Consider the following 22704-nt stretch of genomic DNA (forward strand, 5'->3'; position numbering starts at 1 on the left):
GGCCCCGCCGGAGTGGGCGTCAACGGGTGAACCAAGCGAACCGAGCAGCAGGAGACTTCCGACTCATGTACGCGATCGTCAAGACCGGCGGCAAGCAGTACAAGGTGGCGGTCGGGGACGTCGTCGAGGTCGAGAAGCTCGAAGGCGAATCCGGTACCGAGGTCACCTTCCCGGCTGTACTGGTCGTCGACGGCTCCGACGTCACCGCCGACGCCGACGCGCTGGCGAAGGTCTCGGTGACCGGCAAGCTGGTCGAGCAGACCAAGGGTCCCAAGATCCGCATCCACAAGTTCAAGAACAAGACCGGCTACCAGAAGCGCCAGGGTCACCGGCAGAAGCTGACCCGCGTCGAGGTCACTGGCATCTCCAAGTGAGGACCTGATCATGTCCACCAAGAAGGGCGCATCCAACTCCCGCAACGGCCGCGATTCGAACCCGAAGTACCTCGGGGTGAAGCGGTTCGGCGGCCAGCTCGTCAGCGCCGGTGAGATCCTGATCCGGCAGCGCGGCACCAAGTTCCACCCCGGCTTCAACGTGGGCCGCGGCAAGGACGACACGCTGTTCGCGCTCTCCACCGGCGAGGTCGAGTTCGGCAGCAAGCGCGGTCGCAAGACCGTCAACATCGTGCCGGCCGAGGACTGACCCGGCTCTCGGCACAAACTCCCGAACGAGGGGCGGGTCCGGTTCGCACACCGGCCCCGCCCCTCGTTCGCGTTCGCCGCCCGCTCCGCGCGGTTGGCGGCATTCTTCGCACCTGGAGGGACTCGTGTCGCGGTTCGTTGACCGCGTGACCATCCACGTCGCCGCCGGCGACGGTGGGAATGGCTGCGCCTCGGTGCACCGGGAGAAGTTCAAGCCGCTCGGCGGCCCGGACGGGGGCAACGGCGGGCGCGGCGGAGACGTCCGGCTCGTCGTCGACCCCGGGGTGCACACGCTGCTGGACTTCCACCACCGCCCGCACGCCCGCGGCTCCAACGGCAAGCAGGGCCGCGGCAGCCTGCGCAACGGTGCGATCGGCGAGGACGTCGTGCTGCCGGTGCCGGACGGCACGGTGGTGCTGGATTCGGACGGCGAGGTGATCGCCGACCTGGTCGGACCGGGAACCACGTTCGTCGCCGGGCAGGGCGGCCGCGGCGGGCTGGGCAACGCGGCGCTGGCGACGAAGGCCCGCAAGGCGCCGGGTTTCGCGCTGCTCGGCGAGCCCGGTGAGCAGCTGGACCTGGTGCTCGAGCTGAAATCGGTCGCCGACGTGGGGCTGGTCGGGTACCCGTCGGCGGGCAAGTCCTCGCTGATCTCGGTGCTCTCGGCGGCGAAACCGAAGATCGCGGACTACCCGTTCACCACGCTGGCGCCGAACCTGGGCGTGATCACCGCAGGGGACACCGTGTTCACCATGGCCGACGTGCCCGGGCTCATCCCGGGTGCCAGCGAAGGCCGCGGCCTCGGGCTGGAGTTCCTGCGCCACATCGAGCGCTGCGCGGTGCTGGTGCACGTCGTGGACTGCGCCACCTTGGAACCGGGCCGCGACCCGATGTCCGATGTGGACGCCTTGGAGGCGGAGCTGGCGCGCTACGCACCGGCGTTGGCCGCCGAGCACGGCGATCTCGCCGACCGGCCGCGGCTGCTGGTGCTGAACAAGCTGGACGTGCCGGAGGCGCGGGAGCTCGCCGAACTGGTCCGGCCGGATCTCGAAGAGCGCGGCTGGCGGGTGTTCGAGGTGTCCACGGCCAGCCACGAGGGGCTGCGGGAGCTGTCGTTCGCGCTGGCCGGTGAAGTCGAGAACTACCGCGCCGCGCAGCCCGAGCCGGAGCCCGCGCGGGTCGTGGTGCGCCCGGCCGGGGTCGGCGAAGGCGAATTCACCGTCGAACGGGATCCCGAGGAGCCGGACGCCTTCATCGTCCGCGGCGAGAAGCCGCAGCGGTGGGTGCGCCAGACGCAGTTCGACAACGACGAGGCGGTGGGCTTCCTCGGCGACCGGCTCGCCAAGCTCGGCGTGGAGGAAGCGCTGGCCAAGCAGGGCGCGGAGCCGGGCAGCCAGGTCACCATCGGCTCGGTCACCTTCGACTGGGAACCGTCCACGCCCGCGGGCGTGGCGACCATGCTCAGCGGTCGCGGCACGGACATGCGCCTGGAAGACCAAGATCGCATCTCGGCCGCCGACCGGAAGGCTGCGAAGAACGCCCGCCGGTCCAACCTGGACGCGCAGGGAAGTTACGTCGGCGAGGACGACGAGGAGGATCGGTGACCGACCAGGTGCAGCTGTCGCCGACCCGCAAGGCGATCGGGGCAGCGCACCGGTTGGTGGTGAAGGTCGGCTCGTCCTCGCTCACCACGTCCAAGGGCGCGCTGGACCACGCGCGGCTGGCGGCTCTGGTGGACGCCGTGGCGAACCGGGTGGACAACGGGGGACAGGTGGTTCTGGTGTCGTCCGGCGCCATCGCCGCCGGGATGGCTCCGCTGGGGTTGCGCCGCCGTCCGCGCGACCTGGCGACCAAGCAGGCGTCGGCCAGCGTCGGGCAGCAAGCCCTCGCGCACGCCTACGCGGAATCGTTCGCCCGGTATCAGCGCACGGTGGGGCAGGTGCTGCTGACCGCCGACGACGTCGTCCGGCGCGCGCAGTACCGCAACGCGCAGCGCACGCTCAAGCGGTTGCTCACCCTGGGCGCGGTGCCGGTGGTCAACGAGAACGACACGGTCGCCACCACCGAGATCCGCTTCGGCGACAACGACCGGCTGGCGGCGCTGGTGGCGCACCTGGTCGGCGCGGACGCGCTGCTGCTGCTGTCCGATGTGGACGCGTTGTACGACGGTGATCCGCGCAGCGGCCGGGCGTCGGTGATCCGGGACGTGCACGGGCCCGCCGACCTGGAAGGTGTGGAAGCCGGCGATACCGGGTCCGGTGTGGGAACCGGCGGCATGGCCTCGAAAGTGCAGGCCGCGCGGGTGGCGGCGCGCGCGGGGATTCCGGTGCTGCTGGCTTCGGCATCCGAGGCCCAGGGGGCCCTGGCCACCGCCGACGTGGGAACGGCGTTCGCCACCACGGGTTCGCGGCTGACGGCGCGGCGCTTCTGGCTCGCGCACGCCGCCGGGTCGAGCGGCCGGTTGTGGATCGACGACGGAGCCGTCGCCGCCGTCGCGCGGCGACGCCGGTCCTTGCTGGCGGCCGGGATCACCGGCGTGGAAGGCGATTTCCACGGTGGGGACGTGGTGGACCTGGCCGATCCGGCAGGTGCCGTGGTCGCTCGCGGAGTGGTCGCTTACGACGCCGGTGAGCTGCCGGACCTCATCGGCCGCTCCACGCACGAACTACCGCCGGAGCAACGCCGGGAAGTCATCCACGCCGACGACCTGGTCCCGCTGCGCTGACGACATCCACTGCTCCCGAACGGCTCAGGCCGTGGTGGCCAGGGTGAACGGCAGCACCGCCGGAGCGCCCGCGAGCCGCAGGGTGCGCGCCACGATCGTGATCGTCCAGCCCGTGTCGGCGTAGTCGTCCACCAGCAGCACCGGCCCGTCGAGCCCGGCCAGCTTCGCCGAGACGTCCTCCGGAACCTTGAACTGCCCCCGCAGCGCCGCGACCCGCTGCGCGCTGTTGGTGCCGTGCACCGGCGTCGTCTCCGGGTTCGTGGCTACCTCGCCGAGCAGCGGCAACCGCCCCACGGTGGAGAGCCGCTCGGCCAGGCTGCGCACCAGTCGCGGCCGGGTCCGCGAGCCCAGCGCGAGCACCCCCGCCGGTCGCCGCTCCCACTCCCAGGCGGCCAGCACCTGCACGCACGCCTGGAACAGGTCGTCCGGCAAGTCCTGGTCCGGGCTGTTCGCGCCGAGCAGCTCGCGGAGCCGGTTGCCCCAGCCGATGTCGGTCAGCCGCCCCACCGCGCGGCCCTGCTCGGCGCGTTCGCCCGCCGGGAACCTGCCGGAGACGGGGATGCCGAGCACGTCCATCCCGGTCGGCCACATCTTGCGCGGGTTCAGCTCCACGCCCGGCCGGTTCAGGCGTTCCTGCGCGCGCTGCACCGACGACTCGTCGACCTCGGCGGAACGGCCCGAGCCGGTGCAGTTGTCGCAGCGCCCGCACGGTTCGGCGTGCGGGTCGTCGAGCTGCTTGCGCAGGAACTCCATCCGGCAGCCGGTGGTGTCCAGGTAATCCAGCATCGCCTGCTGCTCGGTGGCGCGTTCCGCGGCGATGCGCTCGTAGCGTTCCGCGTCGTAGTCCCACGGCTCGCCGGTGGCTTCCCAGCCGCTCTTCACCCGGCGCACCGCGCCGTCCACGTCCAGGACCTTGAGCACCATTTCCAGCCGCGAGCGGCCGAGCTCCACGCGCGGCTCCAGCGCGGCAGTGGACAAGGTGCCCGCTTCCGAGAGCGCGTCGAGGATCCTGCGCACCGTCGACTCCGGCGGGAAGGCCAGCGAAGCGAAGTACTTCCAGATGTCCTGGTCTTCCGGGCCGGGCAGCAGCAGCGCCTCGGCCCGCCGCACGCCGCGACCGGCGCGGCCGATCTGCTGGTAGTAGGCGATCGGCGAGGACGGTGCCCCCATGTGCACGACGAACCCGAGATCGGGCTTGTCGAAGCCCATGCCCAGCGCGGACGTCGCCACCAGCGCCTTGACCCGGTTCGCCAGCAGATCGTCCTCGGCGCGTTGCCGCTCCTCCGGATCGGTGCGCCCGGAATAGGACGTCACCTCGAAGCCCTGGTCGCGCAGGAACGCCGACACCTCGTCGGTCGCGGCGACGGTGAGCGTGTAGATGATCCCGGACCCCGGCAGCTCACCGAGGTTGCCCGCCAGCCAGCCCAGCCGCGCCTGCGCGGTCGGCAACCGGACCACGCCCAGCCGCAGGCTTTCCCGGTCGAGCGTGCCGCGCAGCACCAGCGTCTGCTGCGGGTCGCTGAATTCGCCGCCCACGCCGAGCTGGTCGGCGACGTCCTGCACGACGCGGTCGTTGGCGGTGGCCGTGGTCGCCAGCACCGGGACGCCTTCGGGCAGTTCGCGCAACAGCGTGCGCAGCCTGCGGTAGTCCGGGCGGAAGTCGTGGCCCCAGTCGGAGATGCAGTGCGCTTCGTCCACCACCAGCAGGCCCGCGCTGTGGGTGAGCTCGGGCAGCACGTTGTCCCGGAAGTCCGGGTTGTTCAACCGCTCCGGGCTCACCAGCAGCACGTCGACGTCGCCCACGGCGACCTGCTCCTCGATGTCGGCCCACTGCTGCTGATTCGCGGAGTTGATCGAGGCCGCGCGGACTCCGGCGGCTTCGGCGGCCGCCACCTGGTTGCGCATCAGCGCCAGCAGCGGCGAGACGATCACGGTCGGACCTTCGCCGAGCTCCCGCAGCAGCGCGGTCGCCAGGAAGTAGACCGCCGACTTGCCCCAGCCGGTGCGCTGCACGACGAGCGCGCGGCGCCGTTCCAGCACCAGCGCGTGGATCGCGTGCCATTGGTCGTCGCGCAGTTCGGCGTCCGGACCGGCCAGTGCGCGCAGCCGCTCGTCGGCGAGTTCCCGCAGGGCGTGTTCGTCCACGACCCGATTCCTACCGGATCGCCAGGACACGGCGTCGCCGCACCCCGCAAACCCGGTTGCAGGAGCCGATTAGGCTGGTGTCGTGACGACGAGCATCGAACCTTCCCATTCCGCGGAAACCGGCGAGGACCTGCGCGAACAGGTGCGCGCGGCGGCGCGGCGGGCGCAGGCCGCGGCGGGCGAGCTGGCGCTGGCTTCGCGGGCGGTCAAGGACGAACTCCTGCACGCGATGGCCGCGGCGCTGGTCGAACGCGCGCCGGAGGTGCTGGAGGCCAACCTGCGAGACGTCGCTCGCGCGCGGGAGAACGGCACCCCCGACGGACTGGTCGACCGGCTGAAGCTGAGCCGGGAGCGCATCGACGGCATCGCCGACGGGCTGCGCACCGTGGCCGGTCTGCCGGACCCGGTCGGTGAAGTGGTGCGCGGCAACGTGCTGCCGAACGGCTTGCAGCTGCAGCAGGTCCGGGTTCCGCTCGGCGTGGTCGGCATCGTCTACGAGGGCAGGCCCAACGTCACCGTCGATGCCGCCGGGCTCACCTTGAAGTCGGGCAACGCGGTGCTGCTGCGCGGCTCGTCGTCGGCCGCCGAATCCAACGCCGCGCTCGTCGCGATCCTGTCCGAGGTGCTGGTCAAGCACGATCTTCCTGCCGCGGCGGTGCAGCTGCTGCCCAGCAGCGATCGTGCTTCGGTGCAGCACTTGATCACCGCACGCGGGCTGGTCGACATCGTCATCCCCCGCGGTGGCGCGGGCCTGATCTCCGCGGTCGTCGAGAACGCCACCGTGCCCACCATCGAAACCGGGGTCGGCAACTGCCACGTCTACGTCGACGAGCACGCCGACGCCGACACCGCGCTGCGCATCCTGCTGAACTCCAAGGCCCGCCGCCCGAGCGTGTGCAACGCGGCGGAAACCCTGCTGGTCCACCAGGACATCGCCGAGGACTTCGTGCCGCGCGCGGTCGCCGAGCTGCGCGCGGGCGGGATCGCCGTGCACGGCGACGAACAGGTCGTGCGGCTCGGCGGGACCGGCGTGCTGGAAGCCACCGAGCAGGACTGGGACACCGAGTACGGCTCGCTGGACATCGCAGCGGCCGTCGTCGAGTCGCTGCCCGCGGCCGTCGAGCACATCCGCGAGCACGGCTCCGGGCACACCGAGGCCATCGTGACCGACAACGTCCGGTCCGCCCGCCAGTTCACCGCCCGGGTGGACGCTGCGGCCGTGATGGTCAACGCTTCGACCGCGTTCACCGACGGCGGCGAATTCGGCATGGGTGCCGAAATCGGCATCTCCACCCAGAAGCTGCACGCCCGCGGCCCGATGGCACTGCCCGAGCTGACCTCGACGAAGTGGCTCGTGTTCGGCGACGGGCAGGTCCGCCCGGCGAACTGATCGCGGCCGCACCGTGTGATCGCTCACCACGCGGGCGCGGGCGGAACCGCGCCCGCGGGTACTCGTTTAGGCTCTGCATTCATGTCTCGTCGGCGCATCGGGGTCATGGGGGGCACCTTCGACCCCATCCACCACGGCCACCTCGTCGCGGCCAGTGAGGTCCAGGCCCAGTTCGGTCTGGAGCAGGTGATCTTCGTGCCGACCGGCCAGCCGTGGCAGAAGGGCCACGAGGTGGTCAGCCCGGCCGAAGACCGCTACCTGATGACGGTGGTCGCCACCGCGTCCAACCCGCGGTTCCTGGTCAGCCGGGTGGACGTGGACCGCAGCGGCCCGACCTACACCGCCGACACGCTCAACGACCTGCGCGCCCACTACCCGGACGCGGAGCTGTACTTCATCACCGGCGCGGACGCGCTGGAGCAGATCCTTTCCTGGCACCGGGTCAACGAGCTGTTCGACCTCGCGCACTTCATCGGCGTCACGCGCCCCGGCTATTCGCTCAACGGCGCGCACCTGCCGAAGGGATCGGTCTCGCTGGTGGAGATCCCGGCGATGGCGATCTCGTCGACCGGTTGCCGGGAACGCGTCCGCGCCGGGTTGCCCGTCTGGTACCTGGTCCCGGACGGCATCGTGCAGTACATCACCAAGCGCGGGCTGTACCGGTCGGACGGCGTCTCACCTGCACCGGAGTGGGGTCCATGAGCATCCGGTACGAACTCGGCAGTTGATCGCGGGCCGGCCATTGGTTCGGCTCGGCGCCCGGACCGGGCGCGGACTACCGGTGCCGAATCGGGCAACCCGGCGTTCTCGCCGGTGCAACCGGCCTGGCTATCCTTGTGCGGGGTGGGCGGCACCGTGCCCGCCCGGGAGGAGTGACGTGGCAGCCACCGAGGAGGCCCGCAAGCTGGCGCTGGTCGCGGCGCAGGCAGCGGCGGACAAGAAGGCGAACGACCTCGTGCTGCTCGACGTCTCCGAGCAGCTCGTGATCACCGACTGCTTCGTGATCGCCTCCGCGCCGAACGAGCGGCAGGTCGAAGCGATCGTGGAAGCCGTCGAAGAGAAGATGCGCAAGATCGGCACGAAACCGGTGCGGCGCGAAGGCACCCGCGAAGGCCGCTGGGTCCTGCTGGACTACGTCGACGTCGTGGTGCACGTGCAGCACACCGAGGAGCGTGCGGTCTACGAGCTCGAGCGGCTGTGGAAGGACTGCCCGCGGATCGAGTTCGAGGACCGCGCGGTTCCCGCCGAGCAGCAGGGCGGCGCCGAGTGACACTCGATCGCCTGGTGCTGTGGCGGCACGGTGAGACCGACTTCAACGCCGCGGGCCGCATCCAGGGACATCTCGACACCGCGCTCACCGAAACCGGTCGCGAACAGGCGGAGCGTGCCGCACCGGTGATCGCTTCGTTCGAGCCGCAGGTAGCGGTCGGATCGGATCTGCGCCGGGCCGCTGCGACCGCAATGGCGTTCACCGAGCTGTCCGGCATGGCCGTGCCGCAGGACAAGCGCTTGCGCGAGACGCATCTCGGCGAGTGGCAGGGCCTCAGCGGCGCCGAGGTGGAGCACGGCTGGCCGGGTGCGATGGGTACGTGGCGAGCGGATCCGACGTGGGCTCCGCCGGGTGGCGAGTCGCGCGTCGAGGTCGCCGAGCGCGGGTTCGAGGTCGTGTCCGAACTCGACGCCACTTACTCGGCCACCGCGTTGGTGTGCGCGCACGGCGGCCTGATCACCGGGCTGACCGCGCGGCTGCTGGGGTGGCCGCACGAGCTCTGGCCCGGTCTCGGCGGTGTCGCCAACTGCCACTGGGTGGTGCTGAGCCGCCGCGGCGGTTCCCGGCAGTGGCGTTTGATCACCTACAACGGCGGAGTTCCGGGCTGATCGGCCGTCCGCGGCGCCCGGCGGTGGTTTTGGGGTTTCTCGCGTGTCCGTAGCCGTCGTCACCGATTCCACCGCGTACCTGCCGGACGGATTCGCGGATCGATTCTCGGTGCGCGTGGTGCCGCTGCACGTCAGCGTGCAAGGGGGGACGCCCGTACCGGAGTTCGAGTTCGGCTCGGATCGATTGGTTTCCGCGTTCGAGCACAAGCAGCGGGTGACGACGTCGGGCGCGACCGCGGCGGAACTCGCACGGGTGTACCGGGACGCCCTGGCGGACGGGGCCGACGGCGTCGTCTCGGTGCATTTGTCCCGGCGCTTGTCGGCGACTTGGGACGCCGCCCGGCTGGCCGCGCAAGAAGTGGGCCCGGAGCTGGTGCGGGTGGTCGATTCCCGTTCGGCCGCGATGGGCTTGGGATTCGCCGCATTAGGCGCCGCGGATCTGGCCTGCGCGGGGGCGGGACTGTCCGCTGTGGAGAGCCGTGCTGCGCTGATCGCGCAGCGGACCACGACCTTGTTCTCGGTGCAGACGTTGGAGCATCTGCGCCGGGGCGGCCGGATCGGAACCGCTGCCGCGGTGCTCGGTACCGCGCTGGCGATCAAGCCGTTGCTGCATGTCCACGAGGGACGCGTCGAAGCGTTGGAGAAGGTGCGCACGACCGCCCGCGCCCACACCAGGTTGCTGGAGATCGTGGGGCGCGCGGTGGCCTCGGAGCCGGCGGCGGTGGCGATCCACCACCTCGCTGCTCCCGAATGGGCGGATCGGCTCGCGCAGCGGCTGGAGGAGATGACTTCCGGGCAGATCGAGTGCTTGGTCGCTGAGGTCGGGCCGGTGGTGGGTGCGCACATAGGCCCCGGAGCTCTCGGTGCGGTCATGCTGCCCGGGGGTTGGCGGAGATGATCCGCGCTCCCTGCGGCGGCGAACCTCGGTGAGCCGGAGCGGGTGCTCAGCGCCCGAATACATCTGCTTTCGAGTGAATTCCTACGGATTGTTCGTGCTGGTTCATCCACAGCCCGACAAGTTGTCCACAGATTGCAGAATTGAGTCTGGGCGGCGGTTCGCGGATTCCTTAACGTCGATGGCATGGCTGCTGTAACCCGATTCCACGGTTCGCTCGACGATTCTCCGGACACCGCGTCGAGTCCGCGTACCCGCCTGCGCGCACTGATGCGCCAGGCCGAGCGCGAGCGCACGCAGCAGGAACGCGAGGACGGGCCGACGCCGACCGGCCGGGATCCCGGAACGGAAGAATTGCCACCGGAACCCGAGGGTGGGTCCCGCGCCGGTCCCTCGAATGCGGACCCGCCCACGACGTCGACGCCAGTGCGGCGAGCTTTGCGCAGATGGCTGCCCGAATCGTGGTCGCGTGCCCGGGTCGATCCTGGCAGGTACGGGCGGCTCGGGATCGTGCTCGCCGCGGTCGTCGCGCTGGCCGTGGTCGGAGTCGTCACGTGGCTGGACCGGCCGGTTCCCGAACCGGCGCCGGCCGCTCCCGTCCCGGAACAGGTCGCCGCACCACCGGTTCAGCAGGCCGCCGCGCCGCCGCCCGCGGACTTGGTGGTGAGCGTGGTCGGTGAGGTGTCGCGTCCCGGCCTGGTCACGCTGCGCCCCGGCGGGCGGGTAGCCGATGCGCTCGATGCGGCGGGCGGCGCGTTGCCCGGAACCGACATCACCACGTTGAACCTGGCCCGCAGGCTCGTCGACGGGGAACAGCTCTACGTCGCAGTGCCGGTACCTCCCGGCGCCCAACCGGGAGGCCGGCAGGCCTCGACGCCCGAGCCGGGTGGAGCGGGCAGCAAAGTCGATCTCAACACCGCCACGGAGGAACAGCTCGATGCGCTACCAGGAATCGGTCAAGTCACGGCCGAACGGATCGTGCAATGGCGGGAGCAGCACGGCCGGTTCGGCTCGGTCGACCAGCTCGGAGACGTCGAAGGGATCGGGGACACCCGGATGGAGCGGCTGCGGGAGCTGGTCCGGGCGTGAGGGCCAAGTCCTTCGCGCTAGGGTCCACATTGGACTTGCGGTTGCTGCCCGCTGCGCTGGTCACGTGGTCGATCACCTTGGCCGGTTTGCACGGCGGGTGGCCGACCGCGGCGGCGCTCTCGTGCGCGACGCTGCTCCTGCTGCCGATGGCTTGGAGGTTCGGGCGCGGGCGCGCTTGGCGCAACGGCGTGCTGGCCGTGCTGATCATCTCCAGCGCCGCGGCCACCGGGATCGCCGTTCGGACCCACGCGGTGGCCGCGCATCCGTTGCGCTCGGCCGCACGGCAGGCCGAGCAGGCGGAACTGCGTGGCACATTGGTGGAATCGCCGCGGCCGTTGCAGGGTGCCTCCTACGGTGCTCGCCGGGCGCAAGATCGCTCGGTGGCCAGGCTGCGATTGGACTCCGTCGAGGTCGACGACCGCCGGACGCTGGTGGGCGGGCAAGTTCTGCTGCTGGCCCCTACCGAGCAGTGGGGCGCGCTGACGGCCGGCCAGCAGGTCACCGTGCACGGCAAGGTCCTGCCGCCGCGGAATGGGGAATTGCTCGTCGCGGCCGTTGCGACCTACGAAGCGCCCGAAGGCGTATCGCCCGCGCCGAGCTGGCAGCGTGCAGCGGAGGATCTGCGCGAGGGACTGCGCGAGACTTCACGCGCGATGCTCGGCCCAGCCGCAGCCGGACTGCTGCCGGGCCTCGTGGTCGGGGACACCGGCAAGCTCCCGCCGGAAGTCGTCGAGCAGTTCAACACGGCCGGACTCACCCACCTAACCGCGGTTTCCGGCTCGAACCTCGCGATCGTCTGCGGGGCGGTGTTGCTCGTGCTGCGCCTGATCGGCGCAGGCCCTGCCGTGTCGGCCGTGGGGGCGGCGCTGGCGATGATCGGCTTCGTGGTGCTCGCCGGACCGGAACCGAGCGTGCTCCGGGCAGCGGTGATGGGCTCGATCGGGCTGCTCGCCCTCGTCCTCGGCCGCGAACGGTCGGCGCTGCCGATCCTCTCGGCGAGCGTCGTCGGCCTGTTGCTGCTGGCGCCGGGCTTGGCCACGGCCGCGGGGTTCGCGCTATCGGTGGCCGCGACGGCCGGGCTGATCGTGCTCGCGCCGGTGTGGGCGGACGCGCTGCACTCGCGCGGGGTGCCGGTGGGTGTCGCCGAGGCCCTGGCGGTTCCGGCGGCGGCGCATCTGCTCACGGCGCCACTGGTGGCAGCCGTTTCCGGCGAGGTCAGCGTGGTCGCAGTGCTGGCGAACCTGCTGGCCGGGCCGGTGGTGGGGCCGGCCACCGTGCTGGGAGTGTGCGCGACGCTGCTCGCGCCCGTTTCCGGAACGCTGGCGAGCGCTCTGGTGTGGCTGGCGGGGCCGGAGCTGGAGTGGGTGCTGGCCGTCGCCCGCCATTCGGCCGCGGTTCCGGGCGCGTCGTTCGACTGGCCTTCCGGCGCTGGAGGCGGCCTGCTGCTGGCCGTGCTGGCGTTGATGTTGCTGGTGGTTCTGCGCGGCCGGATTTCGCGGATGGTGCTCGCAGCCGTGGTCCTGCTGTTCGTCGTCGTGGTGATCCCGGTACGGCATCGGGTAGCTCCGTGGCCGGTTCCCGGCTGGACCGTGGTCGCCTGCGATGTCGGGCAAGGCGACGGCCTGGTGCTGGCCACCGGGCGTCCGCACGAGGCCGTGGTGATCGACACCGGGCCGGACCCCGTGCTGATGAGCGATTGCCTGCAACGCCTGGAGATCCGCCGCATACCACTGTTGTTGCTGACGCATCTGCACGCGGACCACGTCAGCGGAGCGCCCGCGGTGCTGTCCGGCCGAGCGGTCGGCGCACTCGCCGTCGGATCGCTGCGAGAACCCGCTTGGGCTTTCCGGGAGGTGACCGCGGCGGCCCGCGCCAACCGCGTACCGGTGATGCGGCTGAGCGCCGGTCAACGAGTGCGGTGGCCGGGCCTGGTGCTCGACGTGCTCGGACCTCGCGGCGAGCTGGCGCGAACCCGCTCGAGCGAGGACGCCAACGACGCTTCGCTCGTGGTGAAGGCGACCACGCCGCACGGGCGGATCCTGCTCACCGGCGACGTGGAACTACCCGGCCAGGGGGAACTGCTGGATTCGAGGGCGAACCTGCGTGCCGAAGTGCTCAAGGTCCCGCACCACGGCTCGCGCTACACCACGCCTCGTTTCCTCGCGGCCGTAAGACCGCGGCTGGCTGTGGTCAGCGTCGGCGCGGGCAACAGCTACGGACATCCGAGCCCGCTGGTGCTCGGCGAACTGACCCGAATGGGCACCCGAGTGTTGCGCACCGACCAGTCCGGCGACGTCGCGATCGTGCAGGACGAGCAGGGCAGGCGAGCGGTCGAGTGCGGCGATCCGGTCCGCCCGGAGAACTGAGCCGAGCACCTGGACCACCGCGGCTTGCGCTCCGCGAGCCGCGCACGCGCGCGGCCCGCGGCGGACGGTCACAGACCCAGCGCCTGGTTCACCGAGTCGGTGTTCGGGGCGACGGTCGCCTTCGGGCCGACCTGGTCCTGCACGGCGTCGAGCGTCTTGAGGCCGTCGCCGGTGATCAGCAGCACCGTCTCCTCGTCCGGATCGATCTTGCCCGCCTCGATGAGCTTCTTCGCGGTCGCGACGGTGACCCCGCCCGCGGTCTCGGCGAAGATGCCCTCGGTCCGGGCCAGCAGCCGGATGCCGTCGACGACCTCCTGGTCGGTGACGTCCTCGATGGCTCCGCCGGTGCGGCGCACCGTGTCGAGCACGTACGGCCCGTCGGCCGGGGCGCCGATCGCCAGCGAGCGGGCGATGGTGTCCGGGCGCACCGGCTGCACCACGTCCTGCTGGCTCTTGAACGCGGTGGAAACCGGGGAGCACCCGGCGGCCTGCGCGCCGAAGATCTTGTACGGGCTCTCCTCGACAAGGCCGGTGTGCTGCAGCTCGCGGAAGCCCTTGTCCACCTTGGTCAGCTGCGAGCCGGAGGCGATGGGCACCACGATCTGCTCCGGCAGCCGCCAGCCGAGCTGCTCGGCGACCTCGAAGCCCAGCGTCTTGGAACCCTCGGAGTAGTACGGGCGGACGTTGACGTTGACGAACGCCCAGTCCTCGTGCTCCCCGGCCAGCTCGGTGGCCAGCCGGTTCACGTCGTCGTAGTTCCCGTCGACCGCGAGCAGCGAGCCGTCGTAGACCGCGCTCATCAGGATCTTCGCGCGCTCCAGCGTGGACGGGACCAGCACCACCGAGTCCCAGCCCGCGCGGGCCGCCGCGGAGGCGACCGCGTTCGCGAGGTTGCCGGTGGAGGGGCAGGCCAGCACCCGGAAGCCGAATTCGCGGGCGGCGGCCAACGCGACCGCGACCACGCGGTCCTTGAAAGAATGGGTGGGGTTGCCGGTGTCGTCCTTGACCCAGATCCGCTTGACGCCGAGCGCCTTGGCGAGGTTGTCGGCACGCACCAGCCTGGTACAGCCGGGTTCGGTGTTCGGGTGCTCCTCGACGTTGCTCGGCACCGGCAGCAGGTGCTTGTAGCGCCAGATCGAGCGGGGGCCTGCCTCGATGTCCTCGCGGCGCACGCGGCCGAAGTCGTAGGCGACCTCCAGCGGCGAGAAGTCCTCCAGCGACACGAATTCCGGGGCCAGCGGCTGGCGATGTCCCTCTTCCTTGGACACCAATTCGACGGCCGGACCGAGGTCGTAGGCCGTCTTGGCGGTGGAGTTCGTGTGTTGGGCGGCAGCGGTCATCGCGAGGTCCTTTCCTCATCTATCCCGCGGGCGGGTCGGAATTGGCACCGAATTCTTCGACTGCCTCGCGCGAGCCGCGAATGGTCGAGATGGTTGCCGGGGCTTCTACGGGCCGTTCCCTCTGCCCCTCTGGATGAGCTATTCGGTTGTACCGGCAACGTTACGGGACGGCGCCGCACCATGGCCAGGGGCGCCCGCGCAGCGGGAACGCCCGGCAGTGCCGGACGGTCATGCGACGATGCCCCTATGAGTTCTCCGTCGGTGGTCCGCGACCCGCTGCACTTGATCCTCGGTGACGAAGAACTGCTGGTGGAGCGGGCTTTGCACGAGACGGTGGGCGCGGCGCGGGCGGCCGACCCGGAAACCGAGCTGCGCCGGATCAAGGTGAGTGAACTCACCCCCCCAGAACTGGATGAACTGCTCAGCCCATCGCTTTTCGCGGAGAGCCGGGTAGTGGCCTTGGAGGCGGCGCAGGACGCGGGCAAGGAGATCGCCGAAGCGGTTCTTTCGCACGCTCGGCAACCCGCCGAAGGGGTCGTGCTCGTCGTCGTGCACAACGGGGGTGGGCGCGGCAAGAACGCCAAGGAACTGCCCGGCGCGCTGCGCAAGCTCGACGCCCGGGTGACCGAATGCCAGAAGATCACCAAACCCGCGCAGCGGGAAGCGTTCGTGAAGGACGAGGTGCGCCGCGCCGGCGGCCGCATCGACGCCGCCGGAGTCAGCGCGCTGATCGAGACCGTCGGCTTCGACCTCCGCGAGCTGTCGTCCTCGGCTTCCCAGTTGGTGGCCGACACCGGCGGCAAGGTCGACGAGAACGCCGTGCGCCGCTACCACCGCGGCCGCGCCGAGGTCACCGGGTTCGTCGTGGCGGAGAAGGCGGTCACCGGCGACCGCGCGGGCGCGTTGGAGGCGCTGCGCTGGGCGCTGCAACTCGGTGTGGCGCACGTGCTGATCGCGGACGCGCTGGCGGATTCGGTGCGCACCATCGGACGCGTCGCCGCTTACGGCCGCGGGGATCCGTTCCGGCTGGCCGGTGAACTCGGTATGCCCGCATGGAAGGTGAAGAAGGCGCAGGCGCAGTCGCGGGGCTGGAGCAGCACGACGGTGGCCGATGCGTTGCAAGTCGTCGCCGCGCTCAACGGCGAGGTCAAGGGGATGGCCGCGGACGCCGACTACGCGTTGGAGCGCGCAGTGCGCAGGCTCGTCGACCTGCATTCCACCCGGACCTGAGACACGAAAACGGGGCCCGCTCCCGTTGGGAACGGACCCCGTTCTCGGATCGGCCTGCGAGCTGGGCCGCTCAGAGCACGTTGGCGCGCTTGGCCATCGCGGACTTCTTGTTGGCCGCCTGGTTGGCGTGGATGACGCCCTTGCTGGCGGCCTTGTCCAGGGTGCGCGCGGCGACGCGCTGCAGCTCGACGGCCTTGTCCTTGTCGCCGGCGGCAGCGGCCTCGCGGAACTTGCGGATGGCGGTCTTGACCTCGGACTTGACCGACTTGTTCCGCAGCCGGTTCTGCTCGTTGGTCCTGATGCGCTTCATCGCGGACTTGATGTTGGCCACTGCTGGCGCCTCTTTCCTCGCTCGGACTTGTCGTGCCGCACTTGTACGGCGCTGCTTCCTCCGGTGCTCGAGCACCCGGCGAACGCAGCCTTCCTCCCTGGCGGAACGCCGCACGGCACGGCTGTCCATGCTAGCAACGCCGTGTCGCAGACCCGGCTGCGGCTCGGTCTTCGGCGCCTCGAGCCCGCCCGTGGCTCCCCGGGGCGGTCGGCCCTGCTGGAGGCCGGTGAAATGAGACCCACACCACCGGCGGGTCGCGGGAATGATCGGGGCGGCGGTGTGGTTGTATGAGTCGGCCGATTTTTGTGTTCGTGTTCGACACGCTCGCGAAAGTTGCGGGCGCGACTCTAGTCCCTGCGCAAGCTGGAGAGTTCGCCGTCTGGACTAGGCCCCGGTGGTCGCAGAGTGCGGCGCCGGTACTCATCCGCTGTGAGGAGACAGAGATGGCACAGGGCACCGTGAAGTGGTTCAACTCGGAGAAGGGCTACGGCTTCATCTCCCCCGACGGTGGCGGCCCGGACGTGTTCGTGCACTACTCCGCGATCGACGGCACCGGTTTCCGGACCCTCGAGGAGAACCAGACCGTGACCTTCGAGATCACCCAGGGTCAGAAGGGTCCGCAGGCCAGCGGCGTGCGCGCCGTCTGAGACCGCTGATCAACGCATCGAGCCCCGCACCGTCCGGTGCGGGGCTCGATGTCGTTCAGGGCCCGGACCGCCGCTACGGGGTACAACGGTGCGCATGGAGATCCTGAACAGCCGCATGATCCTGCGCCCGCTGGACCCGGAGCGTTCGCTGCGCTTCTACCGGGACGTGCTCGGGTTGGCGATCTCCCGGGAGTTCCCCGGTGGCACCGTCTTCTTCCTCGGCCAAGGTTTCCTGGAACTGTCCGGCCAGGGCGAGCGCGGTCCGAGCCCGGACCAAGTCCTGTGGTTGCAGGTGCGGGACGTGCGCGCCGAGTACGAGCGGCTCACGCGCTTCGAGGTGCCGGTGGTGTCCGAACCCGCCCGGCAGCCCTGGGGCTTGGTGGAAGCGTGGATCACCGACCCCGACGGGATGCGGATCGCGCTGATCGAAGTTCCCGAGGACCACCCGATCCGCGCCGACCAGCGGGACACCTGAACCCCCGGGCATCCTCCGCGGAGTTGGGCATCGGCCACCGGTCGTGGCGTGGGACGATGTGCGGTGAAACCGCGCGCCCCCGAGATCCCGAGGAACACCGAGTGAGCAGCTTCGCCGATACCACCTTCACGGACCCGGAGCGCATCCGGAACTTCTGCATCATCGCGCACATCGACCACGGCAAGTCGACGCTGGCGGACCGGATGCTGCAGCTGACCGGGGTGCTCGGCGAGCGCGCGTACCGGGCGCAGTACCTCGACCGGATGGAGATCGAGCGCGAGCGGGGCATCACGATCAAGGCGCAGAACGTGCGGATGCCGTGGAACGTCGACGGCCTCGACCACGTGCTGCACATGATCGACACACCTGGGCACGTCGACTTCACCTACGAGGTGAGCCGTTCGCTGGCGGCTTGCGAGGGCGCGATCCTGCTGGTCGACGCCGCGCAGGGCATCGAGGCGCAGACGCTGGCGAACCTCTACCTGGCGATGGAGCACGACCTGCAGATCATCCCGGTGCTGAACAAGATCGACCTGCCCGCGGCCGAACCGGACAAGTACGCCGCCGAGCTCGCGCACATCATCGGCTGCGAAGCCGACGACGTACTGCGGGTTTCGGCCAAGACCGGGGACGGCGTCGGCGCGGTGCTCGACGAGGTGGTGCGCCAGGTCCCCGGCCCGGTGGGCGTGCACGATTCGCCGCCGCGCGCGATGATCTTCGACTCGATCTACGACACCTACCGCGGCGTGGTCACCTACATCCGGGTGGTCGACGGCAAGATCACCCCGCGGCAGCGGATCCGGATGATGTCCACCGGCGCCACGCACGAGCTGCTGGAGGTCGGCGTCATCTCGCCCGAGCCGAAGCCGTCCGAAGGGCTGGGCGTCGGCGAGGTCGGCTACCTGATCACCGGGGTGAAGGACGTCCGGCAGTCCAAGGTCGGCGACACGATCACCACCGAGCGCAAGGGCGCGCCGGAGCCGCTCAGCGGCTACCGGGAGCCGCTGCCGATGGTGTACTCCGGCCTGTACCCGATCGACGGTTCGGACTACCCGCTGCTGCGGGACGCGCTGGACAAGCTCCAGCTCAACGACGCAGCGCTCACCTACGAGCCGGAAACCTCCGGTGCGCTCGGATTCGGTTTCCGCTGCGGTTTCCTCGGGCTGCTGCACCTGGAGATCACCCGGCTGCGGCTGGAGCGCGAGTTCGGCCTGAACCTGATCTCGACCGCGCCGAACGTCGTCTACGAGGTAGAGCTGGAGGACGGCACCCAGCAGGAGGTCACGAATCCCTCCGACTGGCCCGAGGCCAAGATCGGGCAGGTGCAGGAGCCGATCGCCAAGTGCACCGTGATCACACCGTCCGAGTTCGTGGGCACGGTGATGGACCTGTGCCAGAGCAGGCGCGGCCGGATGGACGGCATGGACTACCTGTCCGAGAGCCGGGTCGAGCTGCGCTACACGCTGCCGTTGGCCGAGATCGTCTTCGATTTCTTCGACCACCTCAAGTCCCGCACCCGCGGCTACGCCTCGATGGACTACGAGGAGGCGGGGATGCAGAGCTCGGACTTGGTCAAGGTGGACATCCTGCTGCAGGGCGAGGCCGTGGACGCGTTCAGCGCGATCGTGCACAAGGACTTCGCCTACTCCTACGGCACGAAGATGGCGACGAAGCTGCGCGAGCTCATCCCGCGCCAGCAGTTCGAGGTGCCGATCCAGGCTGCGGTCGGCTCGCGGATCATCGCCCGCGAGACGATCCGCGCGATCCGCAAGGACGTGCTGGCCAAGTGCTACGGCGGCGACATCAGCCGCAAGCGCAAGCTGCTGGAGAAGCAGAAGGAAGGCAAGAAGCGGATGAAGACCATCGGCCGGGTCGAGGTCCCGCAGGAGGCGTTCGTCGCCGCGCTGTCCACTGACGAGTCCGCGGGCAAGGACGACAAGACCAAGTCGAAGAAGTGACTCCATAGCCGTCGCCTATGGCGCGCATGGCGAAGTGGTCTGGCCGTCCGGGTGCCGCCGCCTCGCCAGCGCGGACGCCGCCGGGTTGTGCGCCGGACCTCCCGTCCGGCCGCGCCCGGAGCGTGGAAGCGCTTGCCCGGCGCGCTGCGGCGACTAGCATTCGCCGCGGCGTCGAGCGCGAAAATCCTTGCCTCGCTTGGGTTTTCGTCTTCGTCGGGGCATGTCGAGAAACAGACCGGAGGTAGAGCATGAGCGCATCCGAACCGTCGCGGGAACACCTGCCGATAGCGGATGCGCCGAGACCTTCCGCCACTTCGCTCGATGCCCGCGACCAGGAGCCGGCGTTCAACCCGGTGCAGCCGCTGAACGCTCCGGCGGGGGCACCGAATGTGGTGCTGGTGCTGCTCGACGACATGGGCTTCGGCGCGTCCAGTTCGTTCGGCGGTCCTTGCCGGATGCCCGCCGCGGAACGGTTGGCCGATGGCGGGCTGCGGTATTCGCAGTTCCACGTCACCGCGATCTGCTCGCCGACCCGGCAGGCCCTGCTCACCGGGCGCAACCACCACTCCGTGGGGATGGGTGTGACCACGGAGATGGCCAGTGCGGCGCCGGGCTACACCGGCATCCGGCCGCGCAGCGCGGCCACGATCGGCCAAGTCCTCAACGGAAACGGCTACAACACCGCCGCGTTCGGCAAGTGGCACCAGACGCCCGCACGCGACGTCAGCGCCGCCGGGCCGTTCGACCGGTGGCCCACCGGTGAGGGATTCGAGAAGTTCTACGGCTTCCTGTGCGCTGAGATGAACCACTGGTACCCGGTGCTGTTCGACGGGACGAACCCCGTGGAACCGAAGCAGCGGCCGGAGGACGGCTACCACCTGTCCGAGGACCTGGTGGACCAGGCGATCGACTGGGTGCGCACGCAGAACACGCTCAAGCCGGACAGTCCGTTCTTCGCGTACCTGCCGTTCGGCGCGACGCACGCGCCTTACCACGTGCCCCAGGAGTACCGGGACAAGTACCGGGGCGCGTTCGACCACGGCTGGGACCGGCAGCGGGAAATCACGTTGCAGCGCCAGAAAGAACTCGGCGTCGTCCCACCGGACACGGAACTCGCGCCGTGGGCCGAAGGTGTGCCGCACTGGGACGAACTGTCCGAAGAGGAACGCGCTGCCGCGGCTTCGCTGATGGAGCTGTACGCGGGCTTCGCCGAGCACACCGACGATCAGGTCGGCCGCCTCGTCGACGCGCTGGACGAGATCGGCGAGCTGGACAACACGATGTTCGTCTACATCCTCGGCGACAACGGCGCTTCCGCGGAAGGCGGGCTCGGCGGCACGTTGAACGAGCACCGGTTCGCCACCGGCATCCCGGACAGCGCCGAGTTCATCAACGCGAACCGCGACGCGCTGGGTGACGCGACGACGCACGCGCACTACCCGGTGGGCTGGGCGCTGGCGATGAACACGCCCTACCAGTGGACCAAGCAGGTCGCCTCGCACCTCGGTGGCACCCGGGACGGCATGATCGTGCACTGGCCGCGCGGCATCCAGGAGCGCGGCGGAATCCGCAACCAGTGGCACCACGTCATCGACATCATGCCGACGGTGCTGGAAGCGGCGGGCATCCCGCATCCGGCTTCAGTGCAGGGCGTGCCGCAGCAGCCGATCGAAGGCACCAGCATGTGCTACAGCTTCAACGATGCCGAGGCGCCGGATCAGCACCGCGTGCAGTACTTCGAGATGGTCGGCAACCGCGGCATCTACCGCGACGGCTGGATGGCGGTGACCAGGCACGGAACCCCGTGGGAGATGGTGCAGGACGGCACTCGCCGGTCCTTCGACGACGACCGCTGGGAGCTCTACGACACCAATGTGGACTGGAGCCAGGCGCACGACATCTCCGCCGAACATCCCGAGAAGCTGCGCGAGCTGCAGCAGCTGTTCCTCGTGGAAGCGGCCAAGCACAACGTCTTCCCGCTCGACGACCGGATGACCGAACGGGAGAACCCGAAGGAGGCCGGTCGGCTCGACCTTCTCGGCGACCGGCGCACGATCACCTTCCACGCCGGGGCGAAGCGGCTCACCGAGGAGACCGCGCCGAACGTCAAGAACCGCTCGCACGTCATCACCGCCGACCTGGAGATTCCCGAAGCGGGAGCGGACGGCGTCGTGGTGGCGCAGGGCGGCCGGTTCGGCGGCTGGTCCCTGTACCTGCACGGAGGGCGGCCGCACTACGCCTACAACTACTTCGGCACCGATCTCTACAAGCTCGCCGGCGAGCCGCTGGCGCCGGGCGAGCACGTCGTGCGGCTCGAGTTCACCTACGACGGCGGCGGAGTCGGCAACGGCGGCAAGGCGGTGCTCAGCGTCGACGACGTGAACGTCGCCGAAGGACGGGTGGGAGCGACGATCCCGTACTACTTCGCCTTCGACGAGACCTTCGACGTCGGGGTGGACCGGGCTTCCCCGGTGGTCGACGACTACCCGCCGGTGGACAACGCCTTCACCGGTCGGCTGCGGTCGGTCCGCTTCGACCTGGCCGACGACCAGATCAGCGATGTCGCCGACGAGCAAGCCCGGGAACGGTTCCGGGCGGCGCACGACTGACCCGGGGCGAGCACCGGTCGTCGTTACGGTGACTCGTGTCGCCGGTGCTGGGAGGTCGGTGTGGAACGCCGCGAGGTGGAGTACTTCCTGGCCGTGGCCGAGAACGGCAGCTTCACGGCCGCGGCCAGAGCGTTGCGGATCGCCCAGCCGTCGCTGTCGGCCGCGATCGGGCAGTTGGAGAACCGGTTGGGCGGCAAGCTGTTCCACCGCCTCCCGCACGGCGTTCGGCTGACCCAAGCCGGTGAGGCGCTGCTGGAACCGGCACGTCAGGTGGTGCGCGATCTGAGCACCGCGCGCGATTCGGTGCGCCAGGTGCTCGGCCTCACCGCCGGGCGCCTGGACATCGTCGCGCAGACGACGCTGGCGGTGGATCCGCTGGCCGGTTTGCTCGGCGAGTTCCTGCACCACCACCCGAAGGTCGATGTCCGGGTGCTCGACCCTGAGTTGGGTGCGGCCGTGACCAGCAGCGTCCGCGCGGGCGAGTGCGAACTGGGGATGGTCGACACGACTTCGGACCCGGATGATCTGGAAGGCTTGCGGCTGCCGGGCCGGGAGGTCTACGCGGTGCTGCCGCCCGGTGGGCACGATCGCAAGCGGATCGGGCTTTCGGAGCTTGCGGCGTTGGATTTCGTCGCGACTCCGCCGGGCACTGCGACCCGCGCGGTCATCGAAGACGTCGTCGCCGCTCGTGATGCGCGTCCGCGGGTGGCGGTGGAGACCGCGCACCAGGCGATGATCGTGCCGCTGGTACTGGCCGGAGCGGGCGCCACGCTGTTGCCCGAATCGATGGCCGCGGGGGCGGCCCGCGAGGGCGCGACCGTGCTGCCGCTGCGCCCGAAGGTCGTCCGCGGCGGCCGGTTGTTCTGGCGGCCCGGCCCGCTGGCGCCGGCTGCTGCCCGCTTCGTCGAACTCGCCTCCGGACTCGCTCGAAGAAGTCGCACTGAGTAGTCGAGTGATTACGAACTGTCGATGCCGTGTGCTTCAC

The 22704-nt window shown here is 70.2% G+C and carries 20 protein-coding genes and 1 riboswitch; of the genes, 17 read left to right on the top strand and 3 right to left on the bottom strand.

Going from position 1 to position 22704, the window contains the following annotated elements:
• Positions 1-65: 65 nt before the first annotated feature.
• The 4 genes from rplU (at position 66) to proB (ending at position 3366) form a co-directional block, all read left to right on the top strand.
• A complete protein-coding gene (rplU, locus tag INP57_RS15485; RefSeq protein WP_200070927.1) occupies positions 66-374 on the top strand; it encodes a 50S ribosomal protein L21 in 309 nt (102 codons plus the stop codon).
• A 10-nt stretch (positions 375-384) separates the two neighbouring features.
• A complete protein-coding gene (rpmA, locus tag INP57_RS15490) occupies positions 385-642 on the top strand; it encodes a 50S ribosomal protein L27 (RefSeq protein WP_200070928.1) in 258 nt (85 codons plus the stop codon).
• Between the two features lie 112 nt (positions 643-754).
• Positions 755-2245 carry a GTPase ObgE gene (gene obgE / locus INP57_RS15495; protein ID WP_200071147.1) on the top strand — a complete coding sequence of 497 codons (1491 nt, stop codon included), beginning with the start codon at positions 755-757 and terminating at the stop codon, positions 2243-2245.
• A gap of 14 nt (positions 2246-2259) precedes the next feature.
• A complete protein-coding gene (proB, locus tag INP57_RS15500; RefSeq protein WP_200071148.1) occupies positions 2260-3366 on the top strand; it encodes a glutamate 5-kinase in 1107 nt (368 codons plus the stop codon).
• Positions 3367-3390: 24 nt separating this feature from the next.
• On the opposite strand, the gene INP57_RS15505 is transcribed toward proB, so the two are convergent.
• Positions 3391-5511 carry a RecQ family ATP-dependent DNA helicase gene (locus INP57_RS15505; protein WP_200070929.1) on the bottom strand — a complete coding sequence of 707 codons (2121 nt, stop codon included), beginning with the start codon at positions 5509-5511 and terminating at the stop codon, positions 3391-3393.
• 82 nt (positions 5512-5593) lie between these two features.
• Here INP57_RS15505 and INP57_RS15510 point away from each other — a divergent pair, with 82 nt between their 5' ends.
• From INP57_RS15510 to INP57_RS15540, 7 genes are all read left to right on the top strand, one after another.
• Complete coding sequence (locus tag INP57_RS15510; protein ID WP_200070930.1) at positions 5594-6901, top strand: glutamate-5-semialdehyde dehydrogenase; 1308 nt, start codon at positions 5594-5596, stop codon at positions 6899-6901.
• A gap of 81 nt (positions 6902-6982) precedes the next feature.
• Complete coding sequence (gene nadD / locus INP57_RS15515) at positions 6983-7603, top strand: nicotinate-nucleotide adenylyltransferase (protein ID WP_200070931.1); 621 nt, start codon at positions 6983-6985, stop codon at positions 7601-7603.
• Positions 7604-7778: 175 nt separating this feature from the next.
• The gene (rsfS, locus tag INP57_RS15520) at positions 7779-8171 is read left to right on the top strand and encodes a ribosome silencing factor (protein ID WP_200070932.1); all 393 of its coding nucleotides are present in this window, start codon (positions 7779-7781) and stop codon (positions 8169-8171) included.
• Positions 8168-8779 carry a histidine phosphatase family protein gene (locus INP57_RS15525; RefSeq protein ID WP_200070933.1) on the top strand — a complete coding sequence of 204 codons (612 nt, stop codon included), beginning with the start codon at positions 8168-8170 and terminating at the stop codon, positions 8777-8779. Before rsfS ends, INP57_RS15525 begins: the two co-directional genes overlap by 4 nt.
• A 43-nt stretch (positions 8780-8822) precedes the next feature.
• Positions 8823-9677: a DegV family protein gene (locus INP57_RS15530; protein ID WP_200070934.1), complete on the top strand. Its 855-nt coding sequence runs from the start codon at positions 8823-8825 to the stop codon at positions 9675-9677.
• Positions 9678-9860: 183 nt separating this feature from the next.
• On the top strand, positions 9861-10763 hold the full coding sequence (locus INP57_RS15535; protein WP_233627633.1) for a ComEA family DNA-binding protein: 903 nt from the start codon (positions 9861-9863) through the stop codon (positions 10761-10763).
• Complete coding sequence (locus tag INP57_RS15540; RefSeq protein WP_307850103.1) at positions 10760-13129, top strand: DNA internalization-related competence protein ComEC/Rec2; 2370 nt, start codon at positions 10760-10762, stop codon at positions 13127-13129. Before INP57_RS15535 ends, INP57_RS15540 begins: the two co-directional genes overlap by 4 nt.
• Positions 13130-13197: 68 nt before the next feature.
• Here INP57_RS15540 and thrC read toward each other — a convergent pair whose 3' ends face one another.
• Positions 13198-14469, bottom strand: coding sequence for a threonine synthase (thrC, locus tag INP57_RS15545; protein ID WP_200070936.1), 1272 nt, complete (start codon positions 14467-14469; stop codon positions 13198-13200).
• 12 nt (positions 14470-14481) lie between these two features.
• A riboswitch (SAM riboswitch) is annotated at positions 14482-14609 on the bottom strand.
• A gap of 106 nt (positions 14610-14715) precedes the next feature.
• Between thrC and holA the strand changes: the two genes are divergently transcribed.
• On the top strand, positions 14716-15699 hold the full coding sequence (gene holA / locus INP57_RS15550) for a DNA polymerase III subunit delta (RefSeq protein WP_200070937.1): 984 nt from the start codon (positions 14716-14718) through the stop codon (positions 15697-15699).
• Between the two features lie 70 nt (positions 15700-15769).
• Here holA and rpsT read toward each other — a convergent pair whose 3' ends face one another.
• Complete coding sequence (gene rpsT, locus INP57_RS15555; RefSeq protein WP_200070938.1) at positions 15770-16030, bottom strand: 30S ribosomal protein S20; 261 nt, start codon at positions 16028-16030, stop codon at positions 15770-15772.
• Positions 16031-16473: 443 nt separating this feature from the next.
• On the opposite strand from rpsT, the gene INP57_RS15560 reads away from it, so the two are divergent.
• The 5 genes from INP57_RS15560 (at position 16474) to INP57_RS15580 (ending at position 22667) form a co-directional block, all read left to right on the top strand.
• The gene (locus INP57_RS15560) at positions 16474-16677 is read left to right on the top strand and encodes a cold-shock protein (protein WP_200070939.1); all 204 of its coding nucleotides are present in this window, start codon (positions 16474-16476) and stop codon (positions 16675-16677) included.
• Between the two features lie 94 nt (positions 16678-16771).
• The gene (locus INP57_RS15565; protein WP_200070940.1) at positions 16772-17152 is read left to right on the top strand and encodes a VOC family protein; all 381 of its coding nucleotides are present in this window, start codon (positions 16772-16774) and stop codon (positions 17150-17152) included.
• Positions 17153-17253: 101 nt separating this feature from the next.
• Entirely contained in the window at positions 17254-19110 is a 1857-nt protein-coding gene (lepA, locus tag INP57_RS15570) for a translation elongation factor 4 (protein WP_307850104.1), read from the top strand.
• Positions 19111-19358: 248 nt separating this feature from the next.
• Entirely contained in the window at positions 19359-21719 is a 2361-nt protein-coding gene (locus INP57_RS15575; protein WP_200070942.1) for an arylsulfatase, read from the top strand.
• 60 nt (positions 21720-21779) lie between these two features.
• On the top strand, positions 21780-22667 hold the full coding sequence (locus INP57_RS15580) for a LysR family transcriptional regulator (RefSeq protein WP_200070943.1): 888 nt from the start codon (positions 21780-21782) through the stop codon (positions 22665-22667).
• Positions 22668-22704 lie beyond the last annotated feature (37 nt).

The sequence above is a fragment of the Saccharopolyspora galaxeae genome, from assembly GCF_016526145.1.
GTDB lineage: Bacteria > Actinomycetota > Actinomycetes > Mycobacteriales > Pseudonocardiaceae > Saccharopolyspora_C > Saccharopolyspora_C galaxeae.

Bases quoted from the DNA above. Each gene is read 5' to 3' on its own strand.
- rplU (WP_200070927.1), top strand. From the start codon at position 66: ATGTACGCGATCGTCAAGACCGGCGGCAAGCAGTACAAGGTGGCGGTC.
- rpmA (WP_200070928.1), top strand. From the start codon at position 385: ATGTCCACCAAGAAGGGCGCATCCAACTCCCGCAACGGCCGCGATTCG.
- nadD (WP_200070931.1), top strand. From the start codon at position 6,983: ATGTCTCGTCGGCGCATCGGGGTCATGGGGGGCACCTTCGACCCCATC.
- INP57_RS15535 (WP_233627633.1), top strand. From the start codon at position 9,861: ATGGCTGCTGTAACCCGATTCCACGGTTCGCTCGACGATTCTCCGGAC.
- thrC (WP_200070936.1), bottom strand. From the start codon at position 14,469: ATGACCGCTGCCGCCCAACACACGAACTCCACCGCCAAGACGGCCTAC.
- holA (WP_200070937.1), top strand. From the start codon at position 14,716: ATGAGTTCTCCGTCGGTGGTCCGCGACCCGCTGCACTTGATCCTCGGT.
- INP57_RS15560 (WP_200070939.1), top strand. From the start codon at position 16,474: ATGGCACAGGGCACCGTGAAGTGGTTCAACTCGGAGAAGGGCTACGGC.
- INP57_RS15565 (WP_200070940.1), top strand. From the start codon at position 16,772: ATGGAGATCCTGAACAGCCGCATGATCCTGCGCCCGCTGGACCCGGAG.
- INP57_RS15575 (WP_200070942.1), top strand. From the start codon at position 19,359: ATGAGCGCATCCGAACCGTCGCGGGAACACCTGCCGATAGCGGATGCG.